This is a genomic window from Streptomyces sp. NPDC002446, assembly GCF_053595675.1.
The window spans coordinates 16,516-41,323 of sequence record NZ_JBSFYC010000045.1; the positions used below are offsets into that span (position 1 = coordinate 16,516).

23 protein-coding genes and 2 tRNA genes are annotated in these 24,808 nt (G+C 72.1%); 9 read left to right on the forward strand and 16 right to left on the reverse strand.

The features are described 5' to 3' along the window. Positions 1-19: 19 nt before the first annotated feature. The 5 genes from ACWD6P_RS23900 to ACWD6P_RS23920 form a co-directional block, all read right to left on the reverse strand. Positions 20-1,018, reverse strand: a complete 999-nt coding sequence (locus tag ACWD6P_RS23900; RefSeq protein WP_451446189.1) for a tetratricopeptide repeat protein — start codon at positions 1,016-1,018, stop codon at positions 20-22. 445 nt (positions 1,019-1,463) lie between these two features. After that, positions 1,464-2,825 carry an HD-GYP domain-containing protein gene (locus ACWD6P_RS23905; protein ID WP_451446190.1) on the reverse strand — a complete coding sequence of 454 codons (1,362 nt, stop codon included), beginning with the start codon at positions 2,823-2,825 and terminating at the stop codon, positions 1,464-1,466. Continuing rightward, a complete protein-coding gene (locus tag ACWD6P_RS23910) occupies positions 2,822-4,273 on the reverse strand; it encodes an HD-GYP domain-containing protein (RefSeq protein WP_451446191.1) in 1,452 nt (483 codons plus the stop codon). Before ACWD6P_RS23910 ends, ACWD6P_RS23905 begins: the two co-directional genes overlap by 4 nt. Before the next feature lie 202 nt (positions 4,274-4,475). Further along, positions 4,476-4,886 (reverse strand): mycothiol system anti-sigma-R factor, encoded by a 411-nt coding sequence (rsrA, locus tag ACWD6P_RS23915; RefSeq protein WP_451446192.1) that lies wholly within the window; start codon positions 4,884-4,886, stop codon positions 4,476-4,478. Continuing rightward, a complete protein-coding gene (locus ACWD6P_RS23920) occupies positions 4,883-5,587 on the reverse strand; it encodes a sigma-70 family RNA polymerase sigma factor (RefSeq protein ID WP_451446227.1) in 705 nt (234 codons plus the stop codon). The genes rsrA and ACWD6P_RS23920 overlap by 4 nt, the downstream gene beginning before the upstream one ends. Positions 5,588-5,896: 309 nt before the next feature. Between ACWD6P_RS23920 and ACWD6P_RS23925 the strand changes: the two genes are divergently transcribed. Next, positions 5,897-6,514 (forward strand): helix-turn-helix domain-containing protein, encoded by a 618-nt coding sequence (locus ACWD6P_RS23925; RefSeq protein WP_451446193.1) that lies wholly within the window; start codon positions 5,897-5,899, stop codon positions 6,512-6,514. Between the two features lie 22 nt (positions 6,515-6,536). Here ACWD6P_RS23925 and ACWD6P_RS23930 read toward each other — a convergent pair whose 3' ends face one another. Together ACWD6P_RS23930 and ACWD6P_RS23935 are read right to left on the reverse strand one after the other, a co-directional pair. After that, entirely contained in the window at positions 6,537-7,184 is a 648-nt protein-coding gene (locus ACWD6P_RS23930; RefSeq protein ID WP_451446194.1) for an alpha/beta hydrolase family protein, read from the reverse strand. A gap of 69 nt (positions 7,185-7,253) precedes the next feature. Then, positions 7,254-8,081, reverse strand: coding sequence for an SOS response-associated peptidase (locus ACWD6P_RS23935; RefSeq protein ID WP_451446195.1), 828 nt, complete (start codon positions 8,079-8,081; stop codon positions 7,254-7,256). Positions 8,082-8,116: 35 nt separating this feature from the next. Between ACWD6P_RS23935 and ACWD6P_RS23940 the strand changes: the two genes are divergently transcribed. From ACWD6P_RS23940 to ACWD6P_RS23955, 4 genes are all read left to right on the forward strand, one after another. After that, the gene (locus tag ACWD6P_RS23940; protein WP_451446196.1) at positions 8,117-8,830 is read left to right on the forward strand and encodes a M50 family metallopeptidase; all 714 of its coding nucleotides are present in this window, start codon (positions 8,117-8,119) and stop codon (positions 8,828-8,830) included. A gap of 154 nt (positions 8,831-8,984) precedes the next feature. Next, the gene (aroA, locus tag ACWD6P_RS23945; RefSeq protein ID WP_451446197.1) at positions 8,985-10,367 is read left to right on the forward strand and encodes a 3-phosphoshikimate 1-carboxyvinyltransferase; all 1,383 of its coding nucleotides are present in this window, start codon (positions 8,985-8,987) and stop codon (positions 10,365-10,367) included. A 14-nt stretch (positions 10,368-10,381) separates the two neighbouring features. After that, on the forward strand, positions 10,382-11,389 hold the full coding sequence (gene rsgA / locus ACWD6P_RS23950; RefSeq protein WP_451446198.1) for a ribosome small subunit-dependent GTPase A: 1,008 nt from the start codon (positions 10,382-10,384) through the stop codon (positions 11,387-11,389). Between the two features lie 160 nt (positions 11,390-11,549). Further along, a complete protein-coding gene (locus ACWD6P_RS23955; RefSeq protein ID WP_451446199.1) occupies positions 11,550-11,873 on the forward strand; it encodes a DMT family transporter in 324 nt (107 codons plus the stop codon). A 58-nt stretch (positions 11,874-11,931) separates the two neighbouring features. Here ACWD6P_RS23955 and ACWD6P_RS23960 read toward each other — a convergent pair whose 3' ends face one another. Continuing rightward, entirely contained in the window at positions 11,932-12,663 is a 732-nt protein-coding gene (locus tag ACWD6P_RS23960) for a TetR/AcrR family transcriptional regulator (protein ID WP_451446200.1), read from the reverse strand. 209 nt (positions 12,664-12,872) lie between these two features. Between ACWD6P_RS23960 and hisN the strand changes: the two genes are divergently transcribed. Both hisN and ACWD6P_RS23970 read left to right on the forward strand, forming a co-directional pair. Further along, positions 12,873-13,676 carry a histidinol-phosphatase gene (gene hisN, locus ACWD6P_RS23965; RefSeq protein ID WP_451446201.1) on the forward strand — a complete coding sequence of 268 codons (804 nt, stop codon included), beginning with the start codon at positions 12,873-12,875 and terminating at the stop codon, positions 13,674-13,676. A gap of 166 nt (positions 13,677-13,842) precedes the next feature. Beyond that, positions 13,843-14,244 (forward strand): CBS domain-containing protein, encoded by a 402-nt coding sequence (locus ACWD6P_RS23970; RefSeq protein WP_451446228.1) that lies wholly within the window; start codon positions 13,843-13,845, stop codon positions 14,242-14,244. 186 nt (positions 14,245-14,430) lie between these two features. Here the strand turns inward: ACWD6P_RS23970 and ACWD6P_RS23975 are convergent, their stop codons facing one another. Continuing rightward, the gene (locus tag ACWD6P_RS23975) at positions 14,431-15,894 is read right to left on the reverse strand and encodes a catalase (protein ID WP_451446202.1); all 1,464 of its coding nucleotides are present in this window, start codon (positions 15,892-15,894) and stop codon (positions 14,431-14,433) included. Positions 15,895-16,055: 161 nt separating this feature from the next. Here ACWD6P_RS23975 and ACWD6P_RS23980 point away from each other — a divergent pair, with 161 nt between their 5' ends. Beyond that, positions 16,056-16,475: a Fur family transcriptional regulator gene (locus tag ACWD6P_RS23980; RefSeq protein WP_451446203.1), complete on the forward strand. Its 420-nt coding sequence runs from the start codon at positions 16,056-16,058 to the stop codon at positions 16,473-16,475. A gap of 180 nt (positions 16,476-16,655) precedes the next feature. Here ACWD6P_RS23980 and ACWD6P_RS23985 read toward each other — a convergent pair. The 4 genes from ACWD6P_RS23985 to ACWD6P_RS24000 form a co-directional block, all read right to left on the reverse strand. Next, positions 16,656-16,729: transfer RNA gene (locus ACWD6P_RS23985), tRNA-Met, on the reverse strand. A gap of 114 nt (positions 16,730-16,843) precedes the next feature. Beyond that, on the reverse strand, positions 16,844-18,694 hold the full coding sequence (locus ACWD6P_RS23990; RefSeq protein ID WP_451446204.1) for a tetratricopeptide repeat protein: 1,851 nt from the start codon (positions 18,692-18,694) through the stop codon (positions 16,844-16,846). 207 nt (positions 18,695-18,901) lie between these two features. Next, positions 18,902-18,975: transfer RNA gene (locus ACWD6P_RS23995), tRNA-Met, on the reverse strand. A 111-nt stretch (positions 18,976-19,086) separates the two neighbouring features. Further along, positions 19,087-21,987: a UPF0182 family membrane protein gene (locus ACWD6P_RS24000; RefSeq protein WP_451446229.1), complete on the reverse strand. Its 2,901-nt coding sequence runs from the start codon at positions 21,985-21,987 to the stop codon at positions 19,087-19,089. Between the two features lie 136 nt (positions 21,988-22,123). On the opposite strand from ACWD6P_RS24000, the gene ACWD6P_RS24005 reads away from it, so the two are divergent. Beyond that, on the forward strand, positions 22,124-22,678 hold the full coding sequence (locus tag ACWD6P_RS24005; protein ID WP_451446205.1) for a PPA1309 family protein: 555 nt from the start codon (positions 22,124-22,126) through the stop codon (positions 22,676-22,678). A 30-nt stretch (positions 22,679-22,708) separates the two neighbouring features. Here ACWD6P_RS24005 and ACWD6P_RS24010 read toward each other — a convergent pair whose 3' ends face one another. From ACWD6P_RS24010 to ACWD6P_RS24020, 3 genes are all read right to left on the reverse strand, one after another. Continuing rightward, complete coding sequence (locus tag ACWD6P_RS24010) at positions 22,709-23,806, reverse strand: YlbL family protein (protein ID WP_451446206.1); 1,098 nt, start codon at positions 23,804-23,806, stop codon at positions 22,709-22,711. A gap of 129 nt (positions 23,807-23,935) precedes the next feature. Next, the gene (locus tag ACWD6P_RS24015; protein ID WP_451446207.1) at positions 23,936-24,127 is read right to left on the reverse strand and encodes a hypothetical protein; all 192 of its coding nucleotides are present in this window, start codon (positions 24,125-24,127) and stop codon (positions 23,936-23,938) included. Between the two features lie 172 nt (positions 24,128-24,299). After that, positions 24,300-24,782 (reverse strand): molybdenum cofactor biosynthesis protein MoaE, encoded by a 483-nt coding sequence (locus tag ACWD6P_RS24020; protein WP_451446208.1) that lies wholly within the window; start codon positions 24,780-24,782, stop codon positions 24,300-24,302. Positions 24,783-24,808: the final 26 nt, after the last annotated feature.

A 24,808-nucleotide genomic window follows, 5' to 3' on the forward strand; every position in this document is an offset into this window, starting at 1 on the left:
CGGGGACCCGGGAAGCCGCTCAGCAGACCTCTTCAAGATCGCGCCATTCCCGGGTGTCCGGGCTGTCCGCGACCCAGCCGTCCAGCAGGCCGCGGACCAGGGCTGACGGCGCCGCGATCCCGCACTCGCGCTCCGGCACCCACAGGGAACCCGAGCCCGCGGTGCGGTGCCCGAGCGGGCCGGGGTGGCCGGGCTCACTGTGGTCGTGCGGGTCCAGATGCTCGCCGTCGCCCTCGTCGCTGGGCATCCGGCTCTCCGAGCACGTACGGCACAGCAGCCGCACGGAGGACGACCAGTCCTCGGCGGCGAAGCCGGCGTCGGCCGCCAGCTGCTCCAGGGCGTCCCGGTCGGCCTCCGTGGCGGCCTCCAGGAGCACCACCCAGGTGGGCACCGGGGAGGGCGCCCACAGCTCGATCTCGTCGAAGACCGGAAAGGCCCTGGTGGCGCCGTCCGCGTCGGCGGTGGTCCGCTCGCCGTGCGGGACGCCGTCGTGGAGCACCACCTCGCCCCAGCGCCGCCCGGAGGACGGCAGCGGGATCGACAGCACCTCGATGCGGGCCGGGTCCAGCCGGCGGCCCCAGACCACCTCGGCCTCGCCCTCCGGGGAGAGCCGGACGGCGGCGCTGCCCAGGGCCATACCGTGCGGTTCGCCGGACGGCGAGCCCTCGGCGGGGACCTTGAGGCCGTACGCCTGCCAGGCGCGGCGGGCCAGCGGCCAGTCCTGCAGCGCGGTCGCGGCGATGCCGACGTTCCACCAGTCGGGCGCCCCGGTCTCGCGGTCCAGCAGGGCGACCGCGCGCAGGCCGGCGGCCCGCGCCTGCTCCCAGTCGTGCCGGAACTTGTGCAGCAGGGCGAGGTTGAACCAGGACTCGGAAAGCCACGGCTCCATGTCCGCGGCACGGGTCAGCAGCGCCCCCGCGTCCTCGTAACGGCCGTCGCCGATCAGCGTGAAAGCGCGGTCGGTCGCCTGCCGCCACGAGGCGGAGGGCCGGTGCCGTACCTTGCCGAAGATCCTCACGATTCCCGCCTGCTGGTTCTCTCGATGCCGCTGGGGAGGTGTCCCGAGCAGCGCCCGGGGCCCTTCCGGGGCCCACTCGACAACCTGCCACAGATTGCCGTCGGGCTCAGCCTGGTTTGCTGTGCCCCCTGCGGCTCCTTGCCCTTCGCCGACCCCCTGAATCCCCCCGAGGGGGCTTCCTCCGCATCCAACCATGCCCCTCTCGGAGGCCGCTCATTACCCATGGGTTCCAAGCCGCCGGGCGCCCGGTGACGGCTCAACGGCGCGGCTGTGGTGCTCTGTGTGCCCCCTGGGCCCCAGGAGGCCGACGAGGCCCGTGGGGAGCCGCTCATGACCCGTCCTGGGCTATTTCCGACCTTACCGGTGGAGGGGCGTCTGTGAAGGTGTTCCGCAAGGCGGAGAGCGCGGGCGCGACCGTGACCCGCGTCCCACGCGGTCACTCATGTCACACCGGCCGCCCGCCGCGCCCCAGGACCCGCGCAAGCGCCTCGACGACCAGGGGTTCGTGGTCCCGCGCGGTGGCCAGCCGGAGCCGTTCCAGGGCGCGCAGCGGGCCGCCGGGCCCCGCGGCCGGGCCCGACAGATCGTCGTAGGCGTTGACGGTGCGGACGATACGTGCCGTGACCGGCTGGTCCCGGTACGGATCGGCCTGCCGCTCGACGATCACCGCGACCTGCGCGGGTGCACCGGTCTGCCGGACAACGGCGCCGCCCAGCAGGGCGATCCGGCGCTGTTCGGCGGGCGGCAGCGGCGCCGTCGCGCCGTCCGGTACGGGGTCCAGGAGCGAGAGCTGGCCGATGTCGTGCATCAGGGCGGCGTATTCCAGAATGTCCAAGTCCGGTTGGTTCAGTCCCAGTTCGCGGCCCACCGCGCGGCTGAGCGCGGCCACCCGGCGGGCGTGGCCGTGCGGGGTGTAGCCGGCGATCTCGGTGGCGCGGGCCAGCGAGGCGATGGTCTGGCGGTAGGTGGTGCGGACGGACTCGTACCGGCGGAAGGCGAACTGGGCCAGCAGCAGCGGCAGACAGAACACCGGCAGCGCCCACAGTCCGGCGACCGCGGTGGCCAGCGAGATCACCACGCCGGTGGCGCAGATGGCGGTGCCGATGCCGGGCAGCGCCCGCAACTCGTCGCGCAGCAGCGGCCCGTACGGCCAGCCGGTACGGGCGCGGGCGAGGGCCGCCGCCAGTACGGCGTCGCACAGCGCAGTCAGCGCCAGCAGAGCGACCAGGAGGAGCGGGTGGGCCGGGCCGGATGCCAGCGCGCCGTCCAACACCCCGTCGTCGCGCAGGGGGTGGAAGCAGACGGCGGCGAAGCCGACGGTCAGCAGCCGGCGGGCGAGCGGGTCGAGCGCCGGTCCCCGGCCGCGCGCGAGCCGCGGGACGAGTCCCACCAGGCCGGCCGCCAGGACGACCGTCACGGTCTGCGCGACGCCGTGGCCGGTGGGCCGCCCGCCGACCGCACCGAGCAGCGCATACGCCAGCGCACCGGCCGCGCCGAGCGGAGCGCCTTCCCGCTCCCCCGGCGCCCGTCCGCGCCCGGTCGCCGGTGCAGGGCCCCAGCCGACCAGCTCACCCACCGCGATCAGCGCGCCGAAGGCCAGCGCGACCCCGGGCCGGTCCAGTCCGTCCCACAGCGTCCGGCCCAGCGACCAGCAGGCCAGGGCCGCGGCCGGGGCATGGACGGCGGCGATGACGGCGCCCGGGCGGGCGGTGCGCGGGCGGGAGCGCGGGGCGCGGGCGGCGCCGCCGCGGGTACCGGCCGGGCCGGGGGACCAGGTGTCCGGGGGCTCCCCGGGGGCGTCGGTCATCGTGCGCCGCCCTGCCGGGGTGCCTGGGGCCGGCCGGCCCCGCCGGCCACCGGGCCGGGAGCCACGGCCGCGGGCAGGGCGGGGCCGTCCCACCGGCCCGGCTCCCCAGGCGTGACGTTTCCTCTCCTGCCCCGCACGGCGCTCGGCTCCCCGTCCACCGCCGTCACCAGGTCCGGGTGCCAGCCGTAGCGGTCGAGCGAGGCCGCCAGCGCCCGGACCATCCGCGGGTCGAACTGCGTCCCGGCGCACTTGCGCAGCTCCGCGACCGCCACCGGCACCGGCCGGGCCCTGCTGTAGGAGCGGGTCGAGGTCATCGCGTCGAAGGCGTCCGCGACCGCCACCACCCTGGCGAACTCCGGGATCTGATGCCCCTTCAGGCCGTACGGGTAGCCGCTGCCGTCCAGCCGCTCGTGGTGGTGCAGGATCGCCGCCCGCGCCTCGCCCAGGAAGCCGATGCCGCGCACGATCTCGTGGCCGTACTCCGGATGCAGCTCGATGATCCGGCGCTCCTGCGGGGTCAGCGGCCCGTCCTTGCGCAACAGCCGGGTGGGGATGCCGAGTTTGCCGACGTCGTGCAGGATGCCGGCGAACCTGAGCACCTCCTTCCGGTCCTCCGCCATGCCCAGCTGCTCGGCGATCATCGCCGAGGCCCGGCCGACCCGCTCGCTGTGCCCGCGGGTGTAGCGGTCCTTGATGTCCACGGCCTGGACGAGGGCGCGGATGGTGGCCTGATGGGCGGCGCGTTCGCGGTGGTAGCGGCCGAAGGCCCAGCAGGAGAGGCAGACCGGCAGCAGCACCAGCAGCGCCGCCGGCGGCCCGTACGCGCTGCGCCACAGGACCGCCATCATCAGCCCGGCCAGGCCGTGCACCAGATGCGGGCCCAGCGAGCGGGTCAGCAGCCCGCGCCAGGCGGTGCGTACGGGGTGGCGTTCGGCCGTGATCAGCACGCCGCCCTCCAGCGCCGCCGGCACCGCGCAGAAGGCCGCCGCGGCGGCCGCGGCGGGCAGCAGCAGAGCGGGGAACTGCGGTGTGGACAGCGGCTGGTGGCCGACGACTGCGAAGACCCCGGCGGCCGCCCAGCAGGCCAGTGCGAGCCCGGCGGCGTGCCAGATCCTGCGGGCGGCGGCCGAGGGGGCCCTGGCCGGTGCGAGCAGCGCACCGGGGACGGCGGCCAGCGCGGCCAGCGGCGGCGGCAGCAGAAAGGCCCCGGCGAGCAGGACGGGGCCGGCCCAGCCGGGCCCCGCGTAGGTGCGTGCCCCGGGCGTCGTCCGGCTGCCGGGCAGCGGGCAGTGGCGGACCTGTTCGCACAGTGCGTAGAGGGCGGCCAGGGCCAGGGTGCTGGTCCAGGGGGCGCCGGAGCCGAGCCGTAACGCGGGGGCGGCGCACAGGGCCGCGGCCAGCGCGGCGGAGCCGATATACCCTCGCGCAGCCGCCGGCAGTCCCCGCATCGCGCCCTCCTCACCATGCCACCGCTCTCCCCCGGGCTCTCGCCGGGCGGGGGAACCCCTCGCGGCCGCGCTGCGCTCGCGTCGCATCCGCAGTGCAACAGGGTTCGGTGAGAATAGAGGGGCCGGGGCGCCGGGGAGGGCGCATCGGAGGATCGGGCGGGACGAATCGCCCGCCCCTCACCCCTTGGGGTGATGTGCCGCCTTATTCGGCGCGCGTGGCGTTCTTCCGTGCATCGGCGGGACCGGTCGCCTCGGACGGGCCGGCCGCCTCCTGGGCGCCGGCCGTCGCGTCCGCCTGCTCCCGCTGCGCCTGCTCGTGCCGGGCCTGGTCGAGCACGCTCACCTCGGGCACGGCCTCGCCGGCCCGGATGAGGTCGATCCGTCCCATGACCTTGGAGCGCAGGTCGCTGGGGACGTCGTCATGGCCGCAGCAGCGCTTGACGAGCTTCTTGACGGCCTGCTCCAGGCCGTACTTCTCCAGGCACGGCGAGCATTCGTCGAGATGTACCTGGAACTCCGCGCACTCACCGGCGGGCATCTCGCGGTCGAGATACTCGTAGAGGTGGTCAAGGACCTCTGAGCAGTCCTTCTCGTGCGGGTCTCCGCAGCTCATGATCCCGAGCCTTTCCGGTCGTGCGACTCCGACGTCCGCGCGGCCTGCGGGTCCGCAGCCGCCGCCCCCGCCGGGACCAGCCCGCGCTCACGGGCGTAGTCCTCCAGCATGCCGCGGAGCTGGCGCCGGCCACGGTGCAGCCGGGACATCACCGTGCCGATGGGTGTCCCCATGATGTCCGCGATCTCCTTGTACGCAAACCCCTCGACATCCGCGAGGTATACCGCGATGCGGAATTCCTCGGGGATCGCCTGGAGCGCGGCCTTCACGTCCGAGTCGGGGAGGTGGTCGAGCGCCTGGGACTCGGCGGAGCGCAGACCCGTCGACATGTGCGACTCGGCGCGCGCCAGCTGCCAGTCCTCGATCTCGTCGGCGGCGCTGCGCTGGGGCTCGCGCTGCTTCTTGCGGTAGGAGTTGATGAAGGTGTTCGTGAGGATGCGGTAGAGCCAGGCCTTGAGGTTGGTGCCCTCCCGGAACTGGTGGAAGGACGCGTACGCCTTGGCGTAGGTCTCCTGCACAAGGTCCTCCGCATCGGCCGGATTGCGCGTCATGCGCAGCGCGGCGGAGTACATCTGGTCGAGGTAGGTGAGCGCGTCCCGCTCGAAGCGCGCATTGCGCTCGGCGGCGCTCTCCTGTCCGCGCGCAGACTGCTCCTCAGCCGTGCCGTCGGTCCCTGCGTCGGTACCGGTGACCGGACCCACCTCCTCCAGCAGCGCCACGGATCCGGAAGCGGACCCACTCGAATCGGAGAATAGACGACGATCCGGTGCCGCCGCCGCTCCAGCCAGGGCGGGCTGCGTCACCTGCGTCTGCGACCACGGCAGGTCTGCGGCCGGGCGGGCCGGGCAAGCGATTCCCATGCGGCGGACTCCCATTCCTCATGCTTCGCCGGACGAATTCGAGTACGTACGACTCGCTCAACAGCGGCCCGCGCCGGATCATTCCCGTTCCGCCGCCGATCTTTTCGCGGATGAGTTGACAAACCGCGTTGCTCCTTCGGCAATGGAGGGGTGGACCAGACAGCGCGCGACGACGCGAACGGCACGGCCGGTGGCGCCTACGAGCGGGTGCTCACCGAGGTGGGGCCGCGGCTGCGGCGGCTGCGCCAGGAGCGCGGGGTGACGCTCGCCGCCCTGTCCGAGGCGACGGGCATCTCGGTCAGCACCCTCTCGCGCCTGGAGTCCGGCGGCCGCCGGGCCACCCTCGAACTGCTGCTGCCGCTCGCCCATGCGCATCAGGTGCCGCTGGACGAGCTGGTGGGGGCGCCGGAGGTCGGCGATCCGCGGGTGCGCGCGGTGCCGGTGCGGCGCGGGGACCGCACCGTGGTGCCGCTCACCCGCCAGCCGGGCGCGCTGCAGGCGTTCAAGCTGGTCATCGACCCGGGCGGCGGGCCGCCGGAGCTGCGTACGCACGAGGGCTACGAGTGGTTCTACGTCCTGTCCGGGCGGCTGCGGCTGCTGCTCGGCGACCGCGATGTGGAGCTGCGGGCCGGGGAGGCCGCGGAGTTCGACACCCGGCTGCCGCACTGGTTCGGCCCCGCGGGCGACGAGCCGGTGGAGCTGCTGAGCCTGTTCGGCCGGCAGGGCGAGCGGATGCACGTACGGGCCCGGCCGCGCGGGCAGGGGTGAGCCGGCCGCGGCCCGGCAGGCGTCAGGTGAACATCGCGTCGAGCCAGGCCGCCGTGGCCGCCGTGATGACCGCCATCGACTCCGCCTCGCCGACGCCCGCCTTCTTCGGTACCGCGAAGCCGTGGTCACCGTGCGCGACCTCGGTGATCTCGGTCCCCGGCGGGAACTCCTCCGGACGGCCGAACGGGTCCCGCCCGCCCTGGACGACCAGCGTCGGCACCCCGGCGCCGGTCAGCTCGTCGGCCCGGGACTTCTCCGGCCGGCCCGGAGGGTGCAGCGGGAAGCTGAGCGCCAGTACGGCCTCGGCGCCCAGCTCGCGCGCCGTACGGCAGGCCACCCGGGCCCCCGCGCTGCGGCCGCCGGCCACCACCGGGAGCCCCGGCTTCGCCAGCGCCGGCCACAGCGCACTCCACGCGGCGTCCAGGGTCTTGGGCGCGGGCGCCACCTTCTTGCCCGCCACCCGCCACGGCTGCTCGACCAGCGCCACGGTGTAGCCGCGGGCCGGCAGCACGGCCGCCAGGGCCGCCAGATCGCGGGCCTCGATGCCGCCGCCGGCGCCGTGACCGAGGGCCACCACGGCACGGGCCGGTGTCGCGTCGCGGTACCAGGTGATCCGGGCCTCGCCCGCCGATGTCGCGACCGTCTCGGTCTCCTTCGCCCCTGTACTCATACGGTCCATCCTGCCCCGCCGCGGCGCACGGAGGGCACACAGCCATGCCGGCGCCCGGGGGCACCGTCCCTAGAACAGCGTGCCGACCTCGGGACCGTCGAGCTCGGTGAGCAGCTCGGGCCCGTTGTTGCGGACGTTGCTGACCTCGGTGGGGACGGGATGGGCGCGCATCAGACCGGGCGGCGGGGGCGTGAGCAGCCCGCGCAGCTCGTCGGGGTCCGTACGGGCCGGATCGAGCCAGGCGTCCCAGCGGTCGGGGGTCAGCACCAGCGGCATCCGGGGGTGGATGTCGGCCAGCGACTGCGGCCCCTCGCCGCCCGCCCCGGCCAGCGGGGTGGTCTCGGCCTCGGTGGTGACGACCGTGCAGGTCACCCACCAGGCCAGCGGGTGGTCGCCGGGCAGCGTCCGGTCCCGCCAGAACTCGTACAGCCCGGCCATCGCCATCACCGAACCGTCCGCGGGCGTGACGAAGTACGGCTGCTTGCGGGGCCGCTTCTTCCTGCCCTGCTCCTCCAGCTGCCGCTCGGCGGCGTCGGTGACCCACTCGAAGTAGCCGTCACCGGGGAGCAGGCAGCGGCGGGCGGCGAACGCCTGGCGGAAGGACGGCTTCTCGTGGACGGTCTCGGCCCGCGCATTGATCATTCGCGCGGCGCCCTCGGGTGACTTCGACCACGACGGGACCAGGCCCCACTTCAGCGTCCGCAGCTGGCGCACCGGGCCCGGCGGAAAGGCGGCGGCCGCCCCGCCCTTGAGGGGACGCTCCAGAACCACGTGCACGCCGTCCGTCGGCGCCACGTTCCAACTGGGCGCCAGGGTCTCCTTCGGCTCCCACTGCTGCACACCGAAGAGCCCCGCCAGTTCCTCGGGGCGCCGACTCGCTGCATACCTCCCGCACATGCATGCCACACTGCCATGCCACACGAAGGGGAGACATGGACACCGACCACCTCACCGACATATGGAGCCGCGTCTTCGGGACCCAGCCCGCTCCTTCGCTCTGGCTGGTGATCGGCACGGCGGTGCTGGCACTGGGCGCGGTCGTCCCGCACACCGCCTGGCGGCTGTCGCGGAACGCCGTGACGATCGCGCACGAGGGCGGGCACGGGCTGATCGCGCTGGTCACCGGCCGCCGCCTCGACGGCATCCGGCTGCACTCGGACACCTCGGGTCTGACCGTTTCGCGCGGCAAGCCGACCGGTCTGGGCATGGTGCTGACCGCCGCGGCCGGCTATATCGCGCCCTCCCTGCTGGGCCTGGCGGGCGCCGCGCTGCTCGCCGCGGGGCACATCACGGCGCTGCTGTGGGGCGCGACGGCCCTGCTGCTGGCGATGCTGATCATGATCCGCAACGCCTACGGCGTGCTCACCGTCGTCCTGGCCGGCGCCGCGTTCGTGCTGGTGTCCTGGCTGACGACGGCGGCGGTGCAGGCGGCGTTCGCGTACGCGGTGGTGTGGTTCCTGCTGCTGGGCGGGGTGCGGCCGCCCTTCGAACTGCAGGGCAAGCGGCGGCGCGGCAGCGGCGGGGACTCCGACCCCGATCAGCTGGCGCGGCTGACCAACGTCCCGGCGGCCGTCTGGCTCGGCCTGTTCCACGTGGTGACGCTGTGCTCCCTGATAGGCGGCGGGCGCTGGCTGCTCGGCGTCTGACGTCAACGGCGGCCGGTTCCCGTACCACCACGCCTCGCGTTACCGCCGGTTACGCGCCCCTGGCAAGCCAGCGCACTACCAGTGCCATGTTTCGGCGGGGTTGCGCCACTTTTGATCAAGATCGGCACCCTTGCCCAGCCATTAAAGTAAGGGCATGACCGAGAGCCCCGCACACCCCGCCCTGTGGCCCGCCCCCCTCGCCCCCGGGGCCGTCGATGCAACCGTCACCGTGCCCGGCTCCAAATCGGTCACCAACCGCGGCCTGGTGCTGGCCGCCCTCTCCTCCGAGCCCGGCTGGCTGCGCCGCCCGCTGCGCTCGCGCGACACGCTCCTGATGGCCGAGGCGCTGCGCACGCTGGGCGTCGGCATCGAGGAGACCGCCTCCTCCAGCTCGTCCGGCCCGGCCGGCTCCGCCGACGCCGCGGGGCAGCCCGGCGGCGGTGAGGCCTGGCGGATCATCCCGGCGGGGCTGCACGGCCCGGCCACCATCGACGTCGGCAACGCCGGAACGGTCATGCGCTTCCTGCCGCCGGTCGCCGCGCTCGCCGACGGCCCGGTCCGCTTCGACGGCGACCCGCGCTCCTACGAGCGCCCGCTGGGCGGCGTCATCGACGCGCTGCGCACCCTGGGCGCCCGGATCGACGACGACAACCGCGGCGCGCTCCCGATGACGGTCTTCGGCGGCGGCGCCCTGGACGGCGGCCCGGTCGAGATCGACGCCTCCTCGTCCTCCCAGTTCGTCAGCGCCCTGCTGCTGTCCGCGCCGCGCTTCAACCAGGGCGTCGAGGTCCGGCACGTCGGCGCGGCGCTGCCCTCGATGCCGCACATCCGGATGACCGTCGACATGCTGCGCAGCGTCGGCGCGCAGGTGGACACCCCCGAGGCGGGCGGCGAGCCGAACGTCTGGCGGGTCACCCCGGGCGCGCTGCTCGGCCGCGATCTGGTCGTCGAGCCGGACCTGTCCAACGCCCAGCCGTTCCTGGCCGCGGCGCTGGTCACCGGCGGCCGGGTCACCATCCCCGACTGGCCCGAGCACACCACCCAGCCCGGTGACGCGCTGCGCGAGATCTTCACCACCATGGGCGGCTCCTGCGAGCTGACCGACCACGGCCTGACCTTCACCGGCAGCGGCCGCATCCACGGCATCGACGTCGACCTGAGCGAGGTCGGCGAGCTGACCCCGGGCATCGCCGCGGTCGCCGCGCTGGCCGACTCCCCCTCCACCCTGCGCGGGGTGGCGCACCTGCGGCTGCACGAGACCGACCGGCTGGCCGCGCTCACCAAGGAGCTCAACGAACTCGGCGGCGACGTCACCGAGACCGACGACGGGCTGCACATCCGGCCGCGGCCGCTGCACGGCGGGATCTTCCACACCTACGAGGACCACCGCCTGGCCACCGCCGCCGCGGTCATCGGACTCGCGGTCGAGGGCGTGGAGGTGGAGAACGTCGCCACGACGGCCAAGACACTGCCCGACTTCCCCGCGCTGTGGACGGACATGCTCGACCCGGCGGCGGCCCCCGCCCGGAGAGCCTGAGGGGTACCGCCGCCATGCGCCGCTACGGCAAGAACCCCGATGAGGACGACATCCGTGTCCGCCCCAACCCCAAGGGCAACCGCCCCCGCACGAACATCCGCCCCAAGCACGAGGACGCCGGCGAGGGCCTGGTCCTGACCGTCGACCGCGGCCGGCTGACCTGCCTCATCGAGGGCCGTACGGTCACCGCGATGAAGGCCCGTGAACTGGGCCGCAAGAGCGCGGTGGTCGGCGACCGGGTCGCCGTGGTCGGCGATCTGAGCGGCACCAAGGACACCCTCGCCCGGATCGTCCGGGTCGAGCCGCGCACCTCGACACTGCGCCGTACGGCCGACGACGACGACCCGTACGAGCGCGTCGTGGTCGCCAACGCCGACCAGCTGGCGATCGTCACCGCGCTCGCCGACCCCGAGCCGCGCCCCCGGCTCATCGACCGCTGTCTGGTCGCCGCCTACGACGCGGGGCTGGACCCGCTGCTGGTGCTGACCAAGTCCGATCTGGCGCCCGCGGACGCCCTGTTGGAGTCCTACGGTGCGCTCGGCGTCCCGTACATCGTCACCAACCGTGACGAGCTCGCCGACGGCAGCGCCGCCGAGCGGGTCCGCGAGACGCTCACGGGCCGGATGACGGCGTTCGTCGGGCACTCCGGCGTCGGCAAGACGACGCTGGTCAACGCGCTGGTCCCGGAGCGCCGCCGGGCCACCGGACATGTCAACGCGGTCACCGGCCGCGGCCGGCACACCACCACGTCGGCGCTGGCCCTGCCCCTGCCCGGCGACTCGGGCTGGGTGATCGACACCCCGGGCGTACGGTCCTTCGGGCTGCACCACGTCGACCCGTCCCGGGTGATCCACGCCTTCCCCGACCTGGAGCCGGGCACCGTGGACTGCCCGCGCGCGTGCAGCCATGACGAGCCGGACTGCGCACTGGACGCGTGGGTCGGCGACGGTCACGCCGAACCGGCCCGCCTCTACTCGCTGCGCCGTCTGCTGGCCACCCGGGAGCGACGCGAGGGCGACTGATCACCGAAGTTTGGCCCCGCCCACCCCAGGTAAATGCATAATCACACAAGGCTGGCGAACTGGTCACCAGGTCCTGATCGCCCGGACGGGGCCCCAGATGAGTGAGGGCTGATGCCTGATCATCCCTCGTCACCCATCCAGCCGACGGAGGCAATGGGCCATGGCGTGGCTGATGGTGGTGGTGGCAGGGCTCCTGGAGACCGGGTTCGCGGTCTGCCTGAAGCTCTCGCACGGCTTCACCCGTCTCTACCCGACCATCGCCTTCGCGGTCTTCGCGCTGGGCAGCTTCGGTCTGCTGACGCTGGCGCTGCGCAAGCTGGACGTCGGCCCGGCGTACGCGGTGTGGACCGGCATCGGTGCGGCGGGCACCGCGATCTACGGCATGATCTTCCTCGGCGACCTGGTCTCCACCCTGAAGATCGTCTCCATCACGATGGTCATCGTCGGCGTGATCGGGCTGCAGCTGTCGGGCTCCGCCCACTGACACGGCGGGTCCGGCGCGCCGGACTCCGCACGCCGCCGCCGGTTCCGGTGACGCCCCGTCAGCACCGCTCGGCTGGCTCCGAACCGGCCGGCTCCGCGCCGCCCTGCAGCCGCGCGAAGGCACCGCGTACGAGACGCGACACCGCCTCCGTCTCCGCCTCCCGCCGGATCCGCCGGGCCGTCACGCGCCTGGGCGCCGCGGTGGCCGGGGCGACCACACAGGACAGCGTCAGCCGCGCCGCGGTCTCGCAGGCGGCGTCCAGGGCGGCCAGCTCCTCCTCGGGCCAGTCGGCCTCCAGCACGGCGACCGCTTGATCGCGGAGCCGGCCGACGAGCTCGGCGGGCTCCGGCAGCGCCCCCTCGGCGGACGGCCCGGTGCGCTGCGCGGGCACGCCGGGCCGGGCGGCCCCCAGCGGTGCGGGGTGCGGCGCCGGGGCCGGCAGCCGGTCTCCCCAGCAGCCCGTCAGCGCGGCCCTGACCAGCGGATTGACGCGTGCGGTGCGCAGCGTCCAGGCGGCCGCGGCCGCCATCCGGGCCGCCGCGTCGGCCCGCGTCCCGGCCGCCGGAGTGCCGCCGCGGGCCAGCGCCCGGCCGACCCCGGCGAGGTAGCTGTCGGTCTCCCGGCGCACCAGGGCGCGGGCCAGCCCCTCCTTGCTGCCGAACTCGTTGTAGAGCGTCTGCCGGGAGACCCCGGCCGCGGCCGCGACATCGACCATCCGTACGGCCGTCCAGGCCCGGGACATCAGCGCCGTGTAGGCGGCATCCAGCAGGGATTCACGCGCTGCGGACATCCATCGCCTCCCCGGCCGCCGGCCCAGGTGGCCGGGTTCCGCACAGAATTGACGCGGCCTCAGGGACTGTCAAGGGTCGTCACAGGGGCACCGCCGGGAGCCGGTCCCCGCGCCACACCCGGCGCCCGCCCACCGCGGCGCGCGGCGACACACGCCCGGCCGGGCACGGCCATGTGGCTCCGGCGTATACCAATGGATACTGTTCGCACATGCCCGACTATCACGATGATCTTCGCCTCGGCCATGTGCTGGCCGACGCCGCGGACGCCGCCACCATGGAGCGCTTCAAGGCGCTCGACCTCAAGGTCGAGACCAAACCGGACATGACCCCGGTGAGCGAGGCGGACAAGAGCGCCGAGGAGCTGATCCGCAGCCAGCTCCAGCGGGCCCGGCCACGGGACGCGGTGCTCGGCGAGGAGTTCGGCAGCGAGGGCGCGGGACCGCGCCGCTGGATCATCGACCCCATCGACGGCACGAAGAACTACGTCCGCGGGGTGCCGGTCTGGGCGACGCTGATCGCGCTGATGGAGCGCGGCGAGGGCGGCGACCGCCCGGTGGTCGGCATCGTCTCGGCGCCCGCGCTCAACCGCCGCTGGTGGGCGGCGGAGGGCCTGGGGGCCTTCACCGGCCGCAGCCTGACCTCCGCGACCCGGTTGCAGGTGTCCAAGGTCGGCCGCATCCAGGACGCGTCGTTCGCGTACTCGTCACTGACCGGCTGGGAGGAGCGCGGCAACCTGGCCGGCTTCCTCGACCTGAGCCGGGACTGCTGGCGCACCCGGGCCTACGGCGACTTCTGGCCGTACATGATGGTCGCCGAGGGGTCCGTGGACATCTGCGCGGAGCCGGAGCTGTCGCTGTGGGACATGGCGGCCTGTGCGGTGGTGGTCAAGGAGGCCGGCGGGCAGTTCACCGGCCTGGACGGCAAACCCGGCCCGCACAGCGGCAATGCGGCGGCCTCCAACGGCCTGCTGCACGAGGACCTGCTGGGATACCTCGGGGACACCAAGCGCTGACCCGCGAAGAGGCGCCCGAAGGGGGCGAGTGGCCGGACGGCTGTCCGACCGCCCGCCCCCTTGTTGCATCGACGGACGGCATGTGAACATGAGAATCCCCCACTTTGTGAACTTGTGAATTCCTTCGCAAGCACATTCACCAAGGAGGTGGCTCCACTCCATGCCCATGTACGTCAAAGACGCCATGAGCACGGTGGTCCTCACCATCGGGCCCGCTCACACCCTCCGCCAGGCGGCACAGCTGATGGCGGCCCGCCGCATCGGCGCGGCCGTGGTCCTCGACAACGACAACAGTGGCATCGGCATCCTCACCGAGCGCGACATCCTCAACTCGCTGGGCGCGGGCGAGAATCCCGACCGGGAGACCGCCCAGACCCACCTCACCCCCGACGTGGTCTTCGCCGCCCCGGACTGGACCCTGGACGATGCCGCGGACGCCATGGTGCGCGGCGGCTTCCGCCATCTGATCGTGCTGAACGACCATGAACCGGTCGGCGTCGTGTCCGTACGCGACATCATGCGCTGCTGGTCGACCGCGGCCGTACGAGCGGGCGCCGTACCGGCCTGAACGGGGCCCGGACACCCCGGCTTCCTCGCGCACACGAAGCAGCCGGGACCGAGCCGGGCGCACGAAGAGGCCGGAGCCCACTGGCATCCGGCCTCTTCGGCTGGTACGGCAAGCGACAACCGGGCAACCCCCACGGCCGGCACGCACCTCCGCGACAGCGGCGGCGGCTTGGCCGCAAAGGGCGCCTCAGCCGCGCAGGGCCTGGACCGCGGCTTCCAGCCGCTTGCCGTAGTCCGCGTCCGCCTTGCGGAAGTTCTCGATCGCCCGCTGTGCGATGTCATCGCGGGAGACCTGCGAGATGAAGCCCGCCAGGTTGCCGATCAGGCGCTCCTTCTCGTCCTCCGACATCAGGCGGTAGAGGTTGCCGGCCTGGACGAAGTCGTCGTCCTCGGCGTGCGAGGGCGCCGCGGTCTCGCACGTGGCTCCGGTGACGGCGGCCGGCTGCCACAGCGGCCGCCCGGTCTCGGCGGGGCCGCCGAAGCTGTTGGGCTCGTAGTTCTTCTGTCCGCCGTGGCGGCCGTCGTAGAGCGCGCCGTCCCGGCCGTGGCTGCGCGCCTCGGTGGCGTGCGGACGGTTGACCGGCAGGTGGTCGGCGTTGATGCCGACGCGGTAGCGGTGCGCGTCGCCGTACGCGAAGAGGCGGCCCTGCAGCATCTTGTCGGGGGACGGACCGATGCCCGGCACGAAGTGGTGCGGCGAGAAGATCGACTGCTCGACCTCGGCGAAGATGTTCTGCGGGTTGCGGTTGAGCTCCAGCTTGCCGATCTCGATCGGCGGATAGTCCTCGTGCGGCCAGACCTTGGTCAGGTCGAACGGGTTGAAGCGGTAGTTCGCCGCCTCGGCCGCGGGCATGATCTGCACCTGCACGGTCCAGGTCGGGAACTCGCCCCGCTCGATGGCCGTACGCAGATCGCGCTGGTGGCTGTCGGGGTCCTCACCGGCGAGCTTGTTGGCCTCGTCCTGGGTGAGGCTCTTGATGCCCTGGTCGGTCTTGAAGTGGTACTTGACCCAGAAGACCTCGCCCGCCTCGTTGTTCCACTGGAAGGTGTGCGAGCCGTAGCCGTTCATGTGGCGGTACGAGGCGGGTATGCCGCGGTCGCCGAACAGCCAGGTCACCTGGTGGGTGGACTCGGGCGACAGACCCCAGAAGTCCCAGACGTTGTCCGCCTCCTGCGAGCCGGTGTACGGGTCGCGCTTCTGGGTGTGGATGAAGTCCGGGAACTTGATGGCGTCCTTGATGAAGAACACCGGGGTGTTGTTGCCGACGAGGTCGTAATTGCCCTCTTCGGTGTAGAACTTCAGCGCGAAGCCGCGCGGGTCACGCACCGCGTCGGCGGCACCGAGGCTGCCCGCGACCGTGGAGAAGCGCAGGAAGGTCTCGGTCTGCTTGCCGACCTCGGAGAGGAACTTGGCGCGGGTGTACCGGGTCACATCCGCGGTCACCGTGAACGTGCCGTAGGCGCCGGCACCGCGGGCGTGCACGATGCGCTCCGGGATGCGCTCGCGGTTGAAGTGCGCGAGCTTCTCGATCAGGAGCTGGTCCTGGATGAGGCCGGGGCCGCCGATACCGGCCGTCTCGCTGTTCTGGTTGTCCCCGACCGGAGCGCCGGCCTCCGTGGTCAGCGGTCCGCTGGTGCTCTCTACCGACACGTGCGCCTCCTGAATGTCTTCTACACCTGCCCTTGGCTTGCGCCGAACCCGATCCTACATTGGACAATGTCTAAGTCAAGAAGGACCCGAAAGCCATACACGATCCGGTGATGGAACCGGCCACTGCTACCCTGGCTCTATCTGACTGATAGGTGATTGGCATGAGTGACCTGCTGGAACGGCTCCGGGGACGCGGCTGGCGGCTGACCGCGCAGCGACGCGTCGTCGCCGAGGTCCTCGACGGGGACCACGTCCACTACACCGCCGACGAAGTGCATGCGCTGGCATCCGACCGACTGCCGGAGATCTCCCGCGCCACCGTCTACAACACCCTGGGCGAGCTGGTCTCGCTCGGCGAGGTGATCGAGGTGAGCACGGACGGCCGCGCCAAGCGGTACGACCCGAACGCCCACCACGACCACCAGCACCTGGTCTGCTCGCAGTGCGGCACGATCCGCGATGTGCACGTCAAGGGCGACCCGCTCTCCGCCCTCCCCGAGCCGGAGCGCTACGGCTTCCAGGTCTCCGAGGTCAGCGTGACCTACCGGGGCATCTGCCCCAACTGCCGCAGCACCCCCTGACCTCCCAAAGGGCCGGCCCCCGTCCGGGCCGCCCCGCCGCGGCAGGCCGCACCGCCCTCCACCCGAGCCCGCGCCCCTCAGGCGGCGGGCTCCTTTGCGCGCCCGGCCCGGCCGGGCCCGCACGCCCCGCGCATACGACGAAGGCCCGGATCCCATGGAATCCGGGCCTTGGCCTGTGAGTAGCGGGGACAGGATTTGAACCTGCGACCTCTGGGTTATGAGCCCAGCGAGCTACCGAGCTGCTCCACCCCGCGTCGTTGTGGGTTCACTCTAACCCCGGCCCGACGACCAGCGCAAATCCCTTCCCCACACCCGGGAAACGCCCGGAAACGGCACCGCGGACCGTTCCCGGACTTCCGGGCGCACCGCTACGCGCTGAGCTCGTCCTGGAGCGCCGCCCGCAGCCGCGCCGCGCGCTCCGCCACCTCCGGCGGCCCCAGCTCGACCGCGCGTGCACACCAGGTCTGCGCCTCCGCGAGCGCGCCGCGCCGGGCGGCGATCAGCGCCAGCCGCAGGGCGGCGCGTCCGTGCCCGCCTTCGGCGGCGCGCTGCCACCACAGGGCCGCCTCGGGCAGGCTGCCCTCGCGGGCCAGCAGCAGCCCCAGGTTGAAGGCGCCGTTACGGCTTCCGGACTCGGCCGCCGCTCGGTACCAGGCCGCGGCCTCGGCGACCTCCCCGCGAGCCGCCGCGAACATGCCAACCCGGACCTGGGCCCGGCGGTGGCCCTGCCGGGCGGCCCGCTCGTACCACTGCATGCTCTCGTCGTCCGCCCCCCGCTCGCTGTCGGGCAGGCCCTCACCCGCCGCCGCGGCCCTGCGGTCCAGCAGGTCCGCGAGCCGGAAGGCGGCCTCGGCGCTGCCGCCGCCGGCCGCACAGCGCAGATTGCGCTCCGCGTGCTGCAGCTCGCCGTCGCGCAGCTGCACGATGGCGACCTGCAGCGCCGCCTCCGTGTGCCCGGCCGCGGCCGCGCGCTCGTACCAGGTGTGCGCCATCCGCTCCTCACCGCGGCCGGCGAAGAGAATGCCGAGGTTGAACGCGGCATCGACGCTGCCCGCCTCGGCCGCCTTGGAGAACCACGGCTCGGCCCCCGAGGCGTCGCCGCGCTGCAGCAGCAGGATGGCCAGCGCGTTGGCGGCCTCGCGGTGCCCGGCGTAGGCGGCCCGGCGGTACCACTGCTCACCCCGCCCGGCCCGGCCCTGCTTGGTGCACAGCAGCCCGATGTTGTAGGCCCCGTTGACGTCCCCGGCGTCCAGCGCCACGCGGTACCAGCGCTCGGCGCTCTGCAGCTCGCCGCGGTCGGCGTGCAGTGCGCCCAGCGCGTTGGCGGCGTTGCCGTCGCCGTCCTGGGCGGCACGCCGCCACCACTCCGCGGCGCTCTCCTCGTCGCCGGCGTCGCGCAGCAGGTAGCCCAGCGCACAGGCGGCGCGGGCCTCACCGTCCTTGGCGGCGGACAGGTACCAGCGGCCCGCCTCCTGGACGTCGCCGCGGTCCTCCAGGAGCGCGCCCAGTTGCAGCGCCGCCCTGCGGTGGCCGCGCGCGGCGGCCTGGCGGTACCACTGCTCGGCCTCCTCCTGCTGGTTCAGCTCCCCGTAGGCGGGCACCGTGCGGCGGTCCGTGTCGCGGCCGTCCTCGATGAGCCGGGCCAGGCGGTACGCGGCCTCGCGGTGGCCGCGCTCGGCGGCGGCCCGGAACCAGCGCTCGGCGCCGATGTCGCCGCGGTGCTCCAGCAGATCGGCGAGTGCGTAGGCGCCCAGGCAGTGGCCGGACTCGGCGGACTGGCGCAGCCAGTACTCGGCGGCCGGCTCGTCGCCGCGCTCGCGGTAGTGCCGGCCCAGGGCGTGCGCGGCGGCCGCCGAACCGGCGACCGCGGCGATCCGCCACCAGCCGGCCGCCTCGTCCCCGTAGCCGCGCTGATGGAGCAGGACGCCGAGGTTGTTGGCCGCGGCGCGGTCCCCCGCGGCGGCCGCGGAGCGCAGATGCGGCTCGGCGCCGTCGAGGTCACCGCGGCGCAGCAGCATCGCGCCGAGCGCGCTCATCGCGGCGGTGTCGCCCGCCTCGGCGGCCCGGCGGTGGCCGTTCTCGGTCACGGCATCGGACGCTTCGGCGGCCTCCGCGGCCTCCATCGCGTCCATCTGCAGCTCGGATTCGCGCCCGTCGTCGGGCGCATGTACAAACCGGTCCGTCTCCAACAACCTTGCCTTGTCCCCCATAAGACCCATCGTCGCATCACCTGTAACCCGCGTACACCTGGTATACCGCAGCCAGTGAGGTCACTTCAGCGGTTTGTCGACTTCCCGACACGGCGACATGTCAAACTCAAGCACACAGGTTCCCTACACAGGCCGCGCGACCCGGCCTTTGCCAGGATCGACCCGAACGCATGACGAAGGCCCGGATCTGTTCGGATCCAGGCCTTCGGCTTTCCGTAGCGGGGACAGGATTTGAACCTGCGACCTCTGGGTTATGAGCCCAGCGAGCTACCGAGCTGCTCCACCCCGCGTCGTTGTGTCATCAATCTATCACGGCGACGGACCGTGCCCGCACCGGCGCGGCCCCGCGGCCGCCGGTTGCACACCGGCGGCCGCAGGGCCGCGGACCGCTGCCAGCCGGCTCAGCCGCCCGACCCGCCGCCCTTCTCGGACGCCTTCGCGGCCCGGTCCAGCGCCGCCTTGAGCTTCTTCTGGGCCTCGCCGTAGGCGCCCCAGTCGCCCGAGACGCGGGCCTTCTCGCCCTCCTCGTAGGCCTTCTGGGCGTCGGACAGGGCCTGCTGCACCGTCTGGTCGGCCGGTGGCTGCTTGCCCGTGTCGGTGTCGCCCGGCGGTTTCTCCGTACCCGAGCTGGGCGCCTTCTTGCCGAAGACCACATCCAGCGCGTCCTTGAGGGAGTCCTCCAGAACGGGCTTGTTGTCGCCGTAGCTGACCAACACCTTCTTCAGCAGGGGGTAGTTGGTGTTGGCGCCGCGCAGGTACACCGGTTCGACGTAGAGCAGTCCGCCGTCCAGTGGCACGGTCAGCAGATTGCCGTACTCGATCTCCGAATCGCCGAACTTCTTGAGGATGTTGAGCTCATTGGCGATGACCGGATCGGAGTTGAACTTCGACTGCACCAGCTGTGGACCGGGGACCGGTGTCTGCGCGGGCAGTTTCAGCACTCTGATCCTGCCGTAGTCGCCGCTGGTCGCATTGGCGTCCACGGCCATGAAGGCCCCGAGGTTGTCCTTCTTGTTGGGCGTGAAGGTCGTCGTCAGCGAGAAGGACTGGTCCTTCTGATCCGGCATCTTCATGCTCAGGTAGTACGGCGGTACCGCGTTGCCCGACTTGGTCGTCGGGTCGCTGGGGATCTGCCAGCGCTCGGAGCCGGTGTAGAAGGTCCCCGGGTCCGTGACGTGGTACGTGGTCAGCAGCTGGCGCTGCACCTTGAAGAGGTCCTGCGGATAGCGCAGGTGCTCCTTGAGCGAGTTGCTGATGGCGCTCTTCTTCTCGACCGTGCCGGGGAAGGCGTTCATCCAGGTCTTGAGGACCGGGTCCTTCTCGTCCCACTGGTAGAGCTTGACCGAGCCGTCGTACGCGTCCACCGTCGCCTTGACGGAGTTGCGGATGTAGTTGACCTGGTTCTGCTGGGCCACCACCGCCCGCTGGCCGTCGGTGAGCGAGTCGGCCGTGGTGTCCCCGAGCGTGGTGCGCGAGGCGTACGGATAGCCGTTGCTCGTCGTGTAGGCGTCCACGATCCACTTGATCCGGCCGTCTATGACCGCCGGATAGGCGTCGCCGTCGATGGTCAGCCACGGAGCGACGGATTCGACGCGCTCCTTGGGCGTGCGGTTGTAGAGGATCCGCGAGCCGTCGCCGATGGCGCCGGAGTAGAGGATCTGCGGCTCCCCGAACGCCACCGCGTACGCGGCGCGGTTGATCGGGTTGGCGAGGTTGACCCCGCTGTCGCCGCGGTAGCTGTAGCTCTTCTCGCCGCTGTCGTCGGAGTAGTCCAGCTCCTTCTGCGGACCGCCGACGATGGAGTACTGCGTGGTCTTCTCGCCGTAGTACACCCGCTGCTGGTACTTGCCGACGGACTTGCCGAGCTCTCCCTTGGCGGGCAGGTCCGACTCGGTGTACTTCGGTCCGCCGCCGTCGCCGGCCTCGGTGCCCTTCGCGGCGACCACGCCATAGCCGTGGGTGTACTTGAAGTGGTCGTTGATCCAGTTGCGCTCGGGGATACCGGCGATGTTCAGCTCACGCAGACCGATGACGGTGTCCTGGTCGGCGCCGTCCTCGTCCTTGTAGCGGTCGACGTCGAGGGTGGAGGGGAACTGGTAGTACGCCCGCACCTGCTGCTGTTGCTGGAAGGCCGGCGAGACCACGTTCGGGTCAAGCAGCCGCATGCTGGCCGTGGTGTCGGCGTCGTCGCGCAGCCGCTGGCCGTCCTCCTTGGTGGTGGGCTTGTAGTTGCCCTTGTACGGCGTGACCTCGGCGTCCTGGATGCCGTACGCGTCCCGGGTCGCCTTGATGTTCTGCTTGATGTACGGCGCTTCCTTGGCCTGCTCGTTCGGCTGGACCTGGAACTTCTGGACGATGGCCGGGTACAGCCCGCCGATCAGGACCGCCGAGAGCACCATCAGGCCGAAGCCGATCACCGGCAGCTGCCACGTACGCCGCCAGAGCGTCGCGAAGAACAGCACCGCGCAGATCGCCGCGATGAAGAACAGGATGGTCTTCGCCGGGAGATAGGCGTTGGCGTCCACATAGCGCAGACCCGCCCAGTTCTCGGCCGACTTCAGGCCGCTGGACTTGACCGCGAGCCCGTACCGGTCGAGCCAGTACGCGATCGCCTTGAGCGAGACGAAGATGCCGAGCAGCACCGACAGATGGCCGGTGGCCGCGGCCGTCGCCCGGGAACCGGGGCTGGTCAGCCGCAGTCCGCCGTAGAGGTAGTGCGTCAGCGCGGCGGCGACCAGGCACAGCACCGCGGCGGCGAAGCCGAAGCTCAGCAGGAAGCGGTACCAGGGCAGGTCGAACGCGTAGAAGGCGACGTCCTTGCCGAACTGCGGGTCCTTCTTCCCGAACGGGACGCCGTTGACCCACTGGAGCCATGTACGCCACTCACCGGACGCGGAGGCGCCGGCGATCAGACCGACCACCGCCGTGATGGCGATCAGCGCCCACTTCTTGAACGGCGCGATGCTCATCCGATAGCGGTCCAGGCTCTGCTGCTCCATGGACATCGCGCTCAGCGGCGGCCGCAGGCGGTGCGCCAGCCAGATGTTGAGGCCTACGGCCACGGCCATCAGGACGCCGAAGACGAAGAACAGACCGATCTTGGTCGACAGGGTGGTGGTGAAGACCGACGAGTACTTGACCGACCGATACCACAGCCAATCGGTCCAAAATCCCGCAAACATCACGAAGAGCATGGCCAAAACGGCCAGCACACCCAATGTCATGAGCAGGGTCCGGATCCGCCGCGAAGGTCGGCCGACTCTGATCCGTGGCCCTGTCGGGCCTCCGCCGCGGTCCGGCATCTGGAAAGCCAAGGTGCGCACCTCGAAGTTCGCTGTCGTGTGGAGCAGGCCCGGCGATAGTAGGACCCAGTGATGCAACTTACGAAGGCTTTACCCAGTTCCCGATTTCCGGGGTACACAAGGCACGATGTTGAGCATGACCAACCTCCCCGTTGACGGCACTCCCCTCGCCGCCGACCCGCTGACCCGCGCGGTGCTCGAGATCGATGAGTACAGCGCCGGGCTCGGCTGGGATCAGCCCGCCCGACTGTTCGCCCTCGTCGACACCGCCAAGCTGCGCGCCCAGGAGCCCGCGCTCGCCGGCCAGCTCGGCATCGACGACTCCACCACCGCTTCCCTGACCCCCGTGGAACAGGACGAGATCCCGGCCGGTGTGCCGCTGGACGAGTTCCTCGCCACCATCGCCTGGCCGGACGCCGTCACCGGCTGCGCACTGACCGTGGAGCGGCTGATGCTGCCCCCGTCCGCCGAGGACTCCGAGCCCGAGGGCATGGACGAGGCGCAGCTCGCCAAGTGGGTCGCCGGGCATCCGGACCGCCAGGAGGTCCGGATGACGGTGGCCGTACTGCGCGACGGGCGCCGCGAATCGGCGCTGCGGCTGCGCGAGAAGGACTCCACGTCCGAGGTGCTCACCGGCTCGCGGCTGGTCCCGGGCCTCGCCGACGCGCTCGCGGCGACCTTCGAGGACTGAGACCGGCGCCGGCCGGTCTCCGGTCGCGCGCTACGACCGGCCTGCCGGGCTGCAGCTCGGCAGGCCGGCAAGGTCGCCCTTGCGGATCTTGTCCAGTGCCTTGACGGCGTCGCCTATCGTGTCGATCTTGACCAGGCGCAGCCCGCCCGGGGTGTCCTTGGCGGCGGTGGCGCAGTTGTCCTTGGGCGTCAGGAAGAACTCCGCGCCCTTGTCGCGCGCCGCGACCGTCTTCATCGAAATGCCGCCGATCGGGCCGACCTTGCCCTTGTCGTCGATCGTGCCCGTACCGGCCACGAACCTGCCGCCCGTCATGTCCCCGGGCGTGAGCTTGTCCATGATGCCCAGCGCGAACATCAGCCCGGCGCTCGGGCCGCCGACGTCGGCCAGCTTGATGTCGATGGGGAACGGGAAGGTGTGGTCCACGCCGGCCTGGATGCCCACGATGGCCCGGCCGTCCTGCGCCTTCTGCGTCGTGATCGCGACCTGGGCCGTACCGCCCTCGGGCTTCTTGCCCCGCTTCTCCGCCGCGGCCGCCTCCTTGACGGGGATGACCGTGAAGACGACCTTCTCGCCGGGCTTGTGCCGGGTGACGAGCTTGGCGACGTCACTGGCCTGCTTGACCGCCGTGCCGTCCACCGCCTTGATCACATCGCCCGCGTGCAGCCGGCCGTCGGCGGGCTTGTCCTTGACGACGGAGCTGACGACGGTCTGGGTGGCGACGGGGATGCGCAGCTGCTGAAGGGCGGCGACCTTGGCGCTCTCCTGGGACTGGCTGAACTCCTCGGCGTTCTCCTGGTCGGCCTGCTCGGCCGTCTGTCCCTCGGGGTAGAGGGTCTTGTGCGGCACCACGGCGCTGTCGTGGTCGAGCCAGCCGTAGACCGCCTGGAAGAGGTTCATGGTGTAGTCGGGGCCGGTGACCCGGACCGTGGTCATGTTGAGGTGACCGGTCGTCGGGTAGGTCTTGCGCTCGGCGATCTGCAGCACCGGCTCGCCGTCGTGATCGCCGAGCGTGTTGACCGTCGGCCCCGGCGACATCTCCGAGTACGGCACGGGGAGCAGCAGGCCCACGATGATCAGCACGATGAACATCAGGGTCGAGGCGAGCAGCGTCGCGGTGCGGCGTGGCATGGAACGACAGTACGGGACGGGTATGACAACCGGCCCGCGGGGCCGTCCGTACGGGGTCGAACACCCGCCCGCACGCGGAAGGGGCGCGCGGGGCACCGCTTGCTGCTGCGTTCGGGTGACGGACGGACGTCAGGCCGGATCGGAGGCGGCCGGTGCGGGGTGCGAAACGGAATGCTCTTTTTCCATCGCGTCACGGAATCGCGCGTAGCCCGCGAGCTCCGCGACATCCCCGGATTTGCGGTTCCGCAGGGCCCAACTGCTCCAGACCGCGGCGATCAGCCCGGCCCCCACCGGAATCAGCAACCAGAGGAGCGCACCCATCAGCGACCTCCCAACCCCTTGTCACGACCGCAATCGACGAATAAGCAGATTAGCCATCTGCCAGATCAACGCTCACGCCAGGGGGCGGGTTACGCAACCGGAATGCGTTACACCGGTTCGGCCCCGCGTTCGAGAACGGCCGTCTCGGGGTTTGGGACCACCACCCCGTACGTTATGAGGCTCCTACCCACTCCTCGGTTCCATCCACAAACGTCTGGTGCTTCCAGATCGGGACCTCGTGCTTGAGGTCGTCGATCAGCTTGCGGCAGGCCTCGAACGCCTCGCCCCGGTGCGGGCAGGAGACCGCGACGACCACGGCCAGATCACCGATCCGCAGCTCGCCCACGCGGTGGACGGCGGCCAGCGCCCGCACGGGATAGTCGGCGACGACCTTCTCGGCGATCCGGCGCATCTCCGCCACTGCGGTCGGGTGCGCGGAGTAGCCCAGGCCCTCGACGTCGGCACCGTTGTCGTGCGAGCGGACCGTGCCGACGAACAGGGCCGTGCCACCGGCGGCCGGGTCGCCCGCGGCCGCGAACACCTCGTCGAGGGACAGGGCGGTGTCGCGGATCTCCAGAAGCCGGATCGGGTCCGCCGCGGCCCGCTCACCGGGGTGGTCGCGGCCGGGGGTCGAGGGGGAAGGCGTGCCAGACATACCCCCATCGTGCCGCACCGCGGCGG

What these genes read in the sequence shown, in the direction of transcription:
- ACWD6P_RS23905 (WP_451446190.1), bottom strand. Translation starts at nt 2,825, where the DNA reads ATGACCGACGCCCCCGGGGAGCCCCCGGACACCTGGTCCCCCGGCCCG.
- ACWD6P_RS23910 (WP_451446191.1), bottom strand. Translation starts at nt 4,273, where the DNA reads ATGCGGGGACTGCCGGCGGCTGCGCGAGGGTATATCGGCTCCGCCGCG.
- rsrA (WP_451446192.1), bottom strand. Translation starts at nt 4,886, where the DNA reads ATGAGCTGCGGAGACCCGCACGAGAAGGACTGCTCAGAGGTCCTTGAC.
- ACWD6P_RS23930 (WP_451446194.1), bottom strand. Translation starts at nt 7,184, where the DNA reads ATGAGTACAGGGGCGAAGGAGACCGAGACGGTCGCGACATCGGCGGGC.
- ACWD6P_RS23935 (WP_451446195.1), bottom strand. Translation starts at nt 8,081, where the DNA reads ATGTGCGGGAGGTATGCAGCGAGTCGGCGCCCCGAGGAACTGGCGGGG.
- ACWD6P_RS23940 (WP_451446196.1), top strand. Translation starts at nt 8,117, where the DNA reads ATGGACACCGACCACCTCACCGACATATGGAGCCGCGTCTTCGGGACC.
- aroA (WP_451446197.1), top strand. Translation starts at nt 8,985, where the DNA reads ATGACCGAGAGCCCCGCACACCCCGCCCTGTGGCCCGCCCCCCTCGCC.
- rsgA (WP_451446198.1), top strand. Translation starts at nt 10,382, where the DNA reads ATGCGCCGCTACGGCAAGAACCCCGATGAGGACGACATCCGTGTCCGC.
- ACWD6P_RS23955 (WP_451446199.1), top strand. Translation starts at nt 11,550, where the DNA reads ATGGCGTGGCTGATGGTGGTGGTGGCAGGGCTCCTGGAGACCGGGTTC.
- ACWD6P_RS23960 (WP_451446200.1), bottom strand. Translation starts at nt 12,663, where the DNA reads ATGTCCGCAGCGCGTGAATCCCTGCTGGATGCCGCCTACACGGCGCTG.
- hisN (WP_451446201.1), top strand. Translation starts at nt 12,873, where the DNA reads ATGCCCGACTATCACGATGATCTTCGCCTCGGCCATGTGCTGGCCGAC.
- ACWD6P_RS23970 (WP_451446228.1), top strand. Translation starts at nt 13,843, where the DNA reads ATGTACGTCAAAGACGCCATGAGCACGGTGGTCCTCACCATCGGGCCC.
- ACWD6P_RS23980 (WP_451446203.1), top strand. Translation starts at nt 16,056, where the DNA reads ATGAGTGACCTGCTGGAACGGCTCCGGGGACGCGGCTGGCGGCTGACC.
- ACWD6P_RS23990 (WP_451446204.1), bottom strand. Translation starts at nt 18,694, where the DNA reads ATGGGTCTTATGGGGGACAAGGCAAGGTTGTTGGAGACGGACCGGTTT.
- ACWD6P_RS24000 (WP_451446229.1), bottom strand. Translation starts at nt 21,987, where the DNA reads ATGCCGGACCGCGGCGGAGGCCCGACAGGGCCACGGATCAGAGTCGGC.
- ACWD6P_RS24005 (WP_451446205.1), top strand. Translation starts at nt 22,124, where the DNA reads ATGACCAACCTCCCCGTTGACGGCACTCCCCTCGCCGCCGACCCGCTG.
- ACWD6P_RS24010 (WP_451446206.1), bottom strand. Translation starts at nt 23,806, where the DNA reads ATGCCACGCCGCACCGCGACGCTGCTCGCCTCGACCCTGATGTTCATC.
- ACWD6P_RS24015 (WP_451446207.1), bottom strand. Translation starts at nt 24,127, where the DNA reads ATGGGTGCGCTCCTCTGGTTGCTGATTCCGGTGGGGGCCGGGCTGATC.
- ACWD6P_RS24020 (WP_451446208.1), bottom strand. Translation starts at nt 24,782, where the DNA reads ATGTCTGGCACGCCTTCCCCCTCGACCCCCGGCCGCGACCACCCCGGT.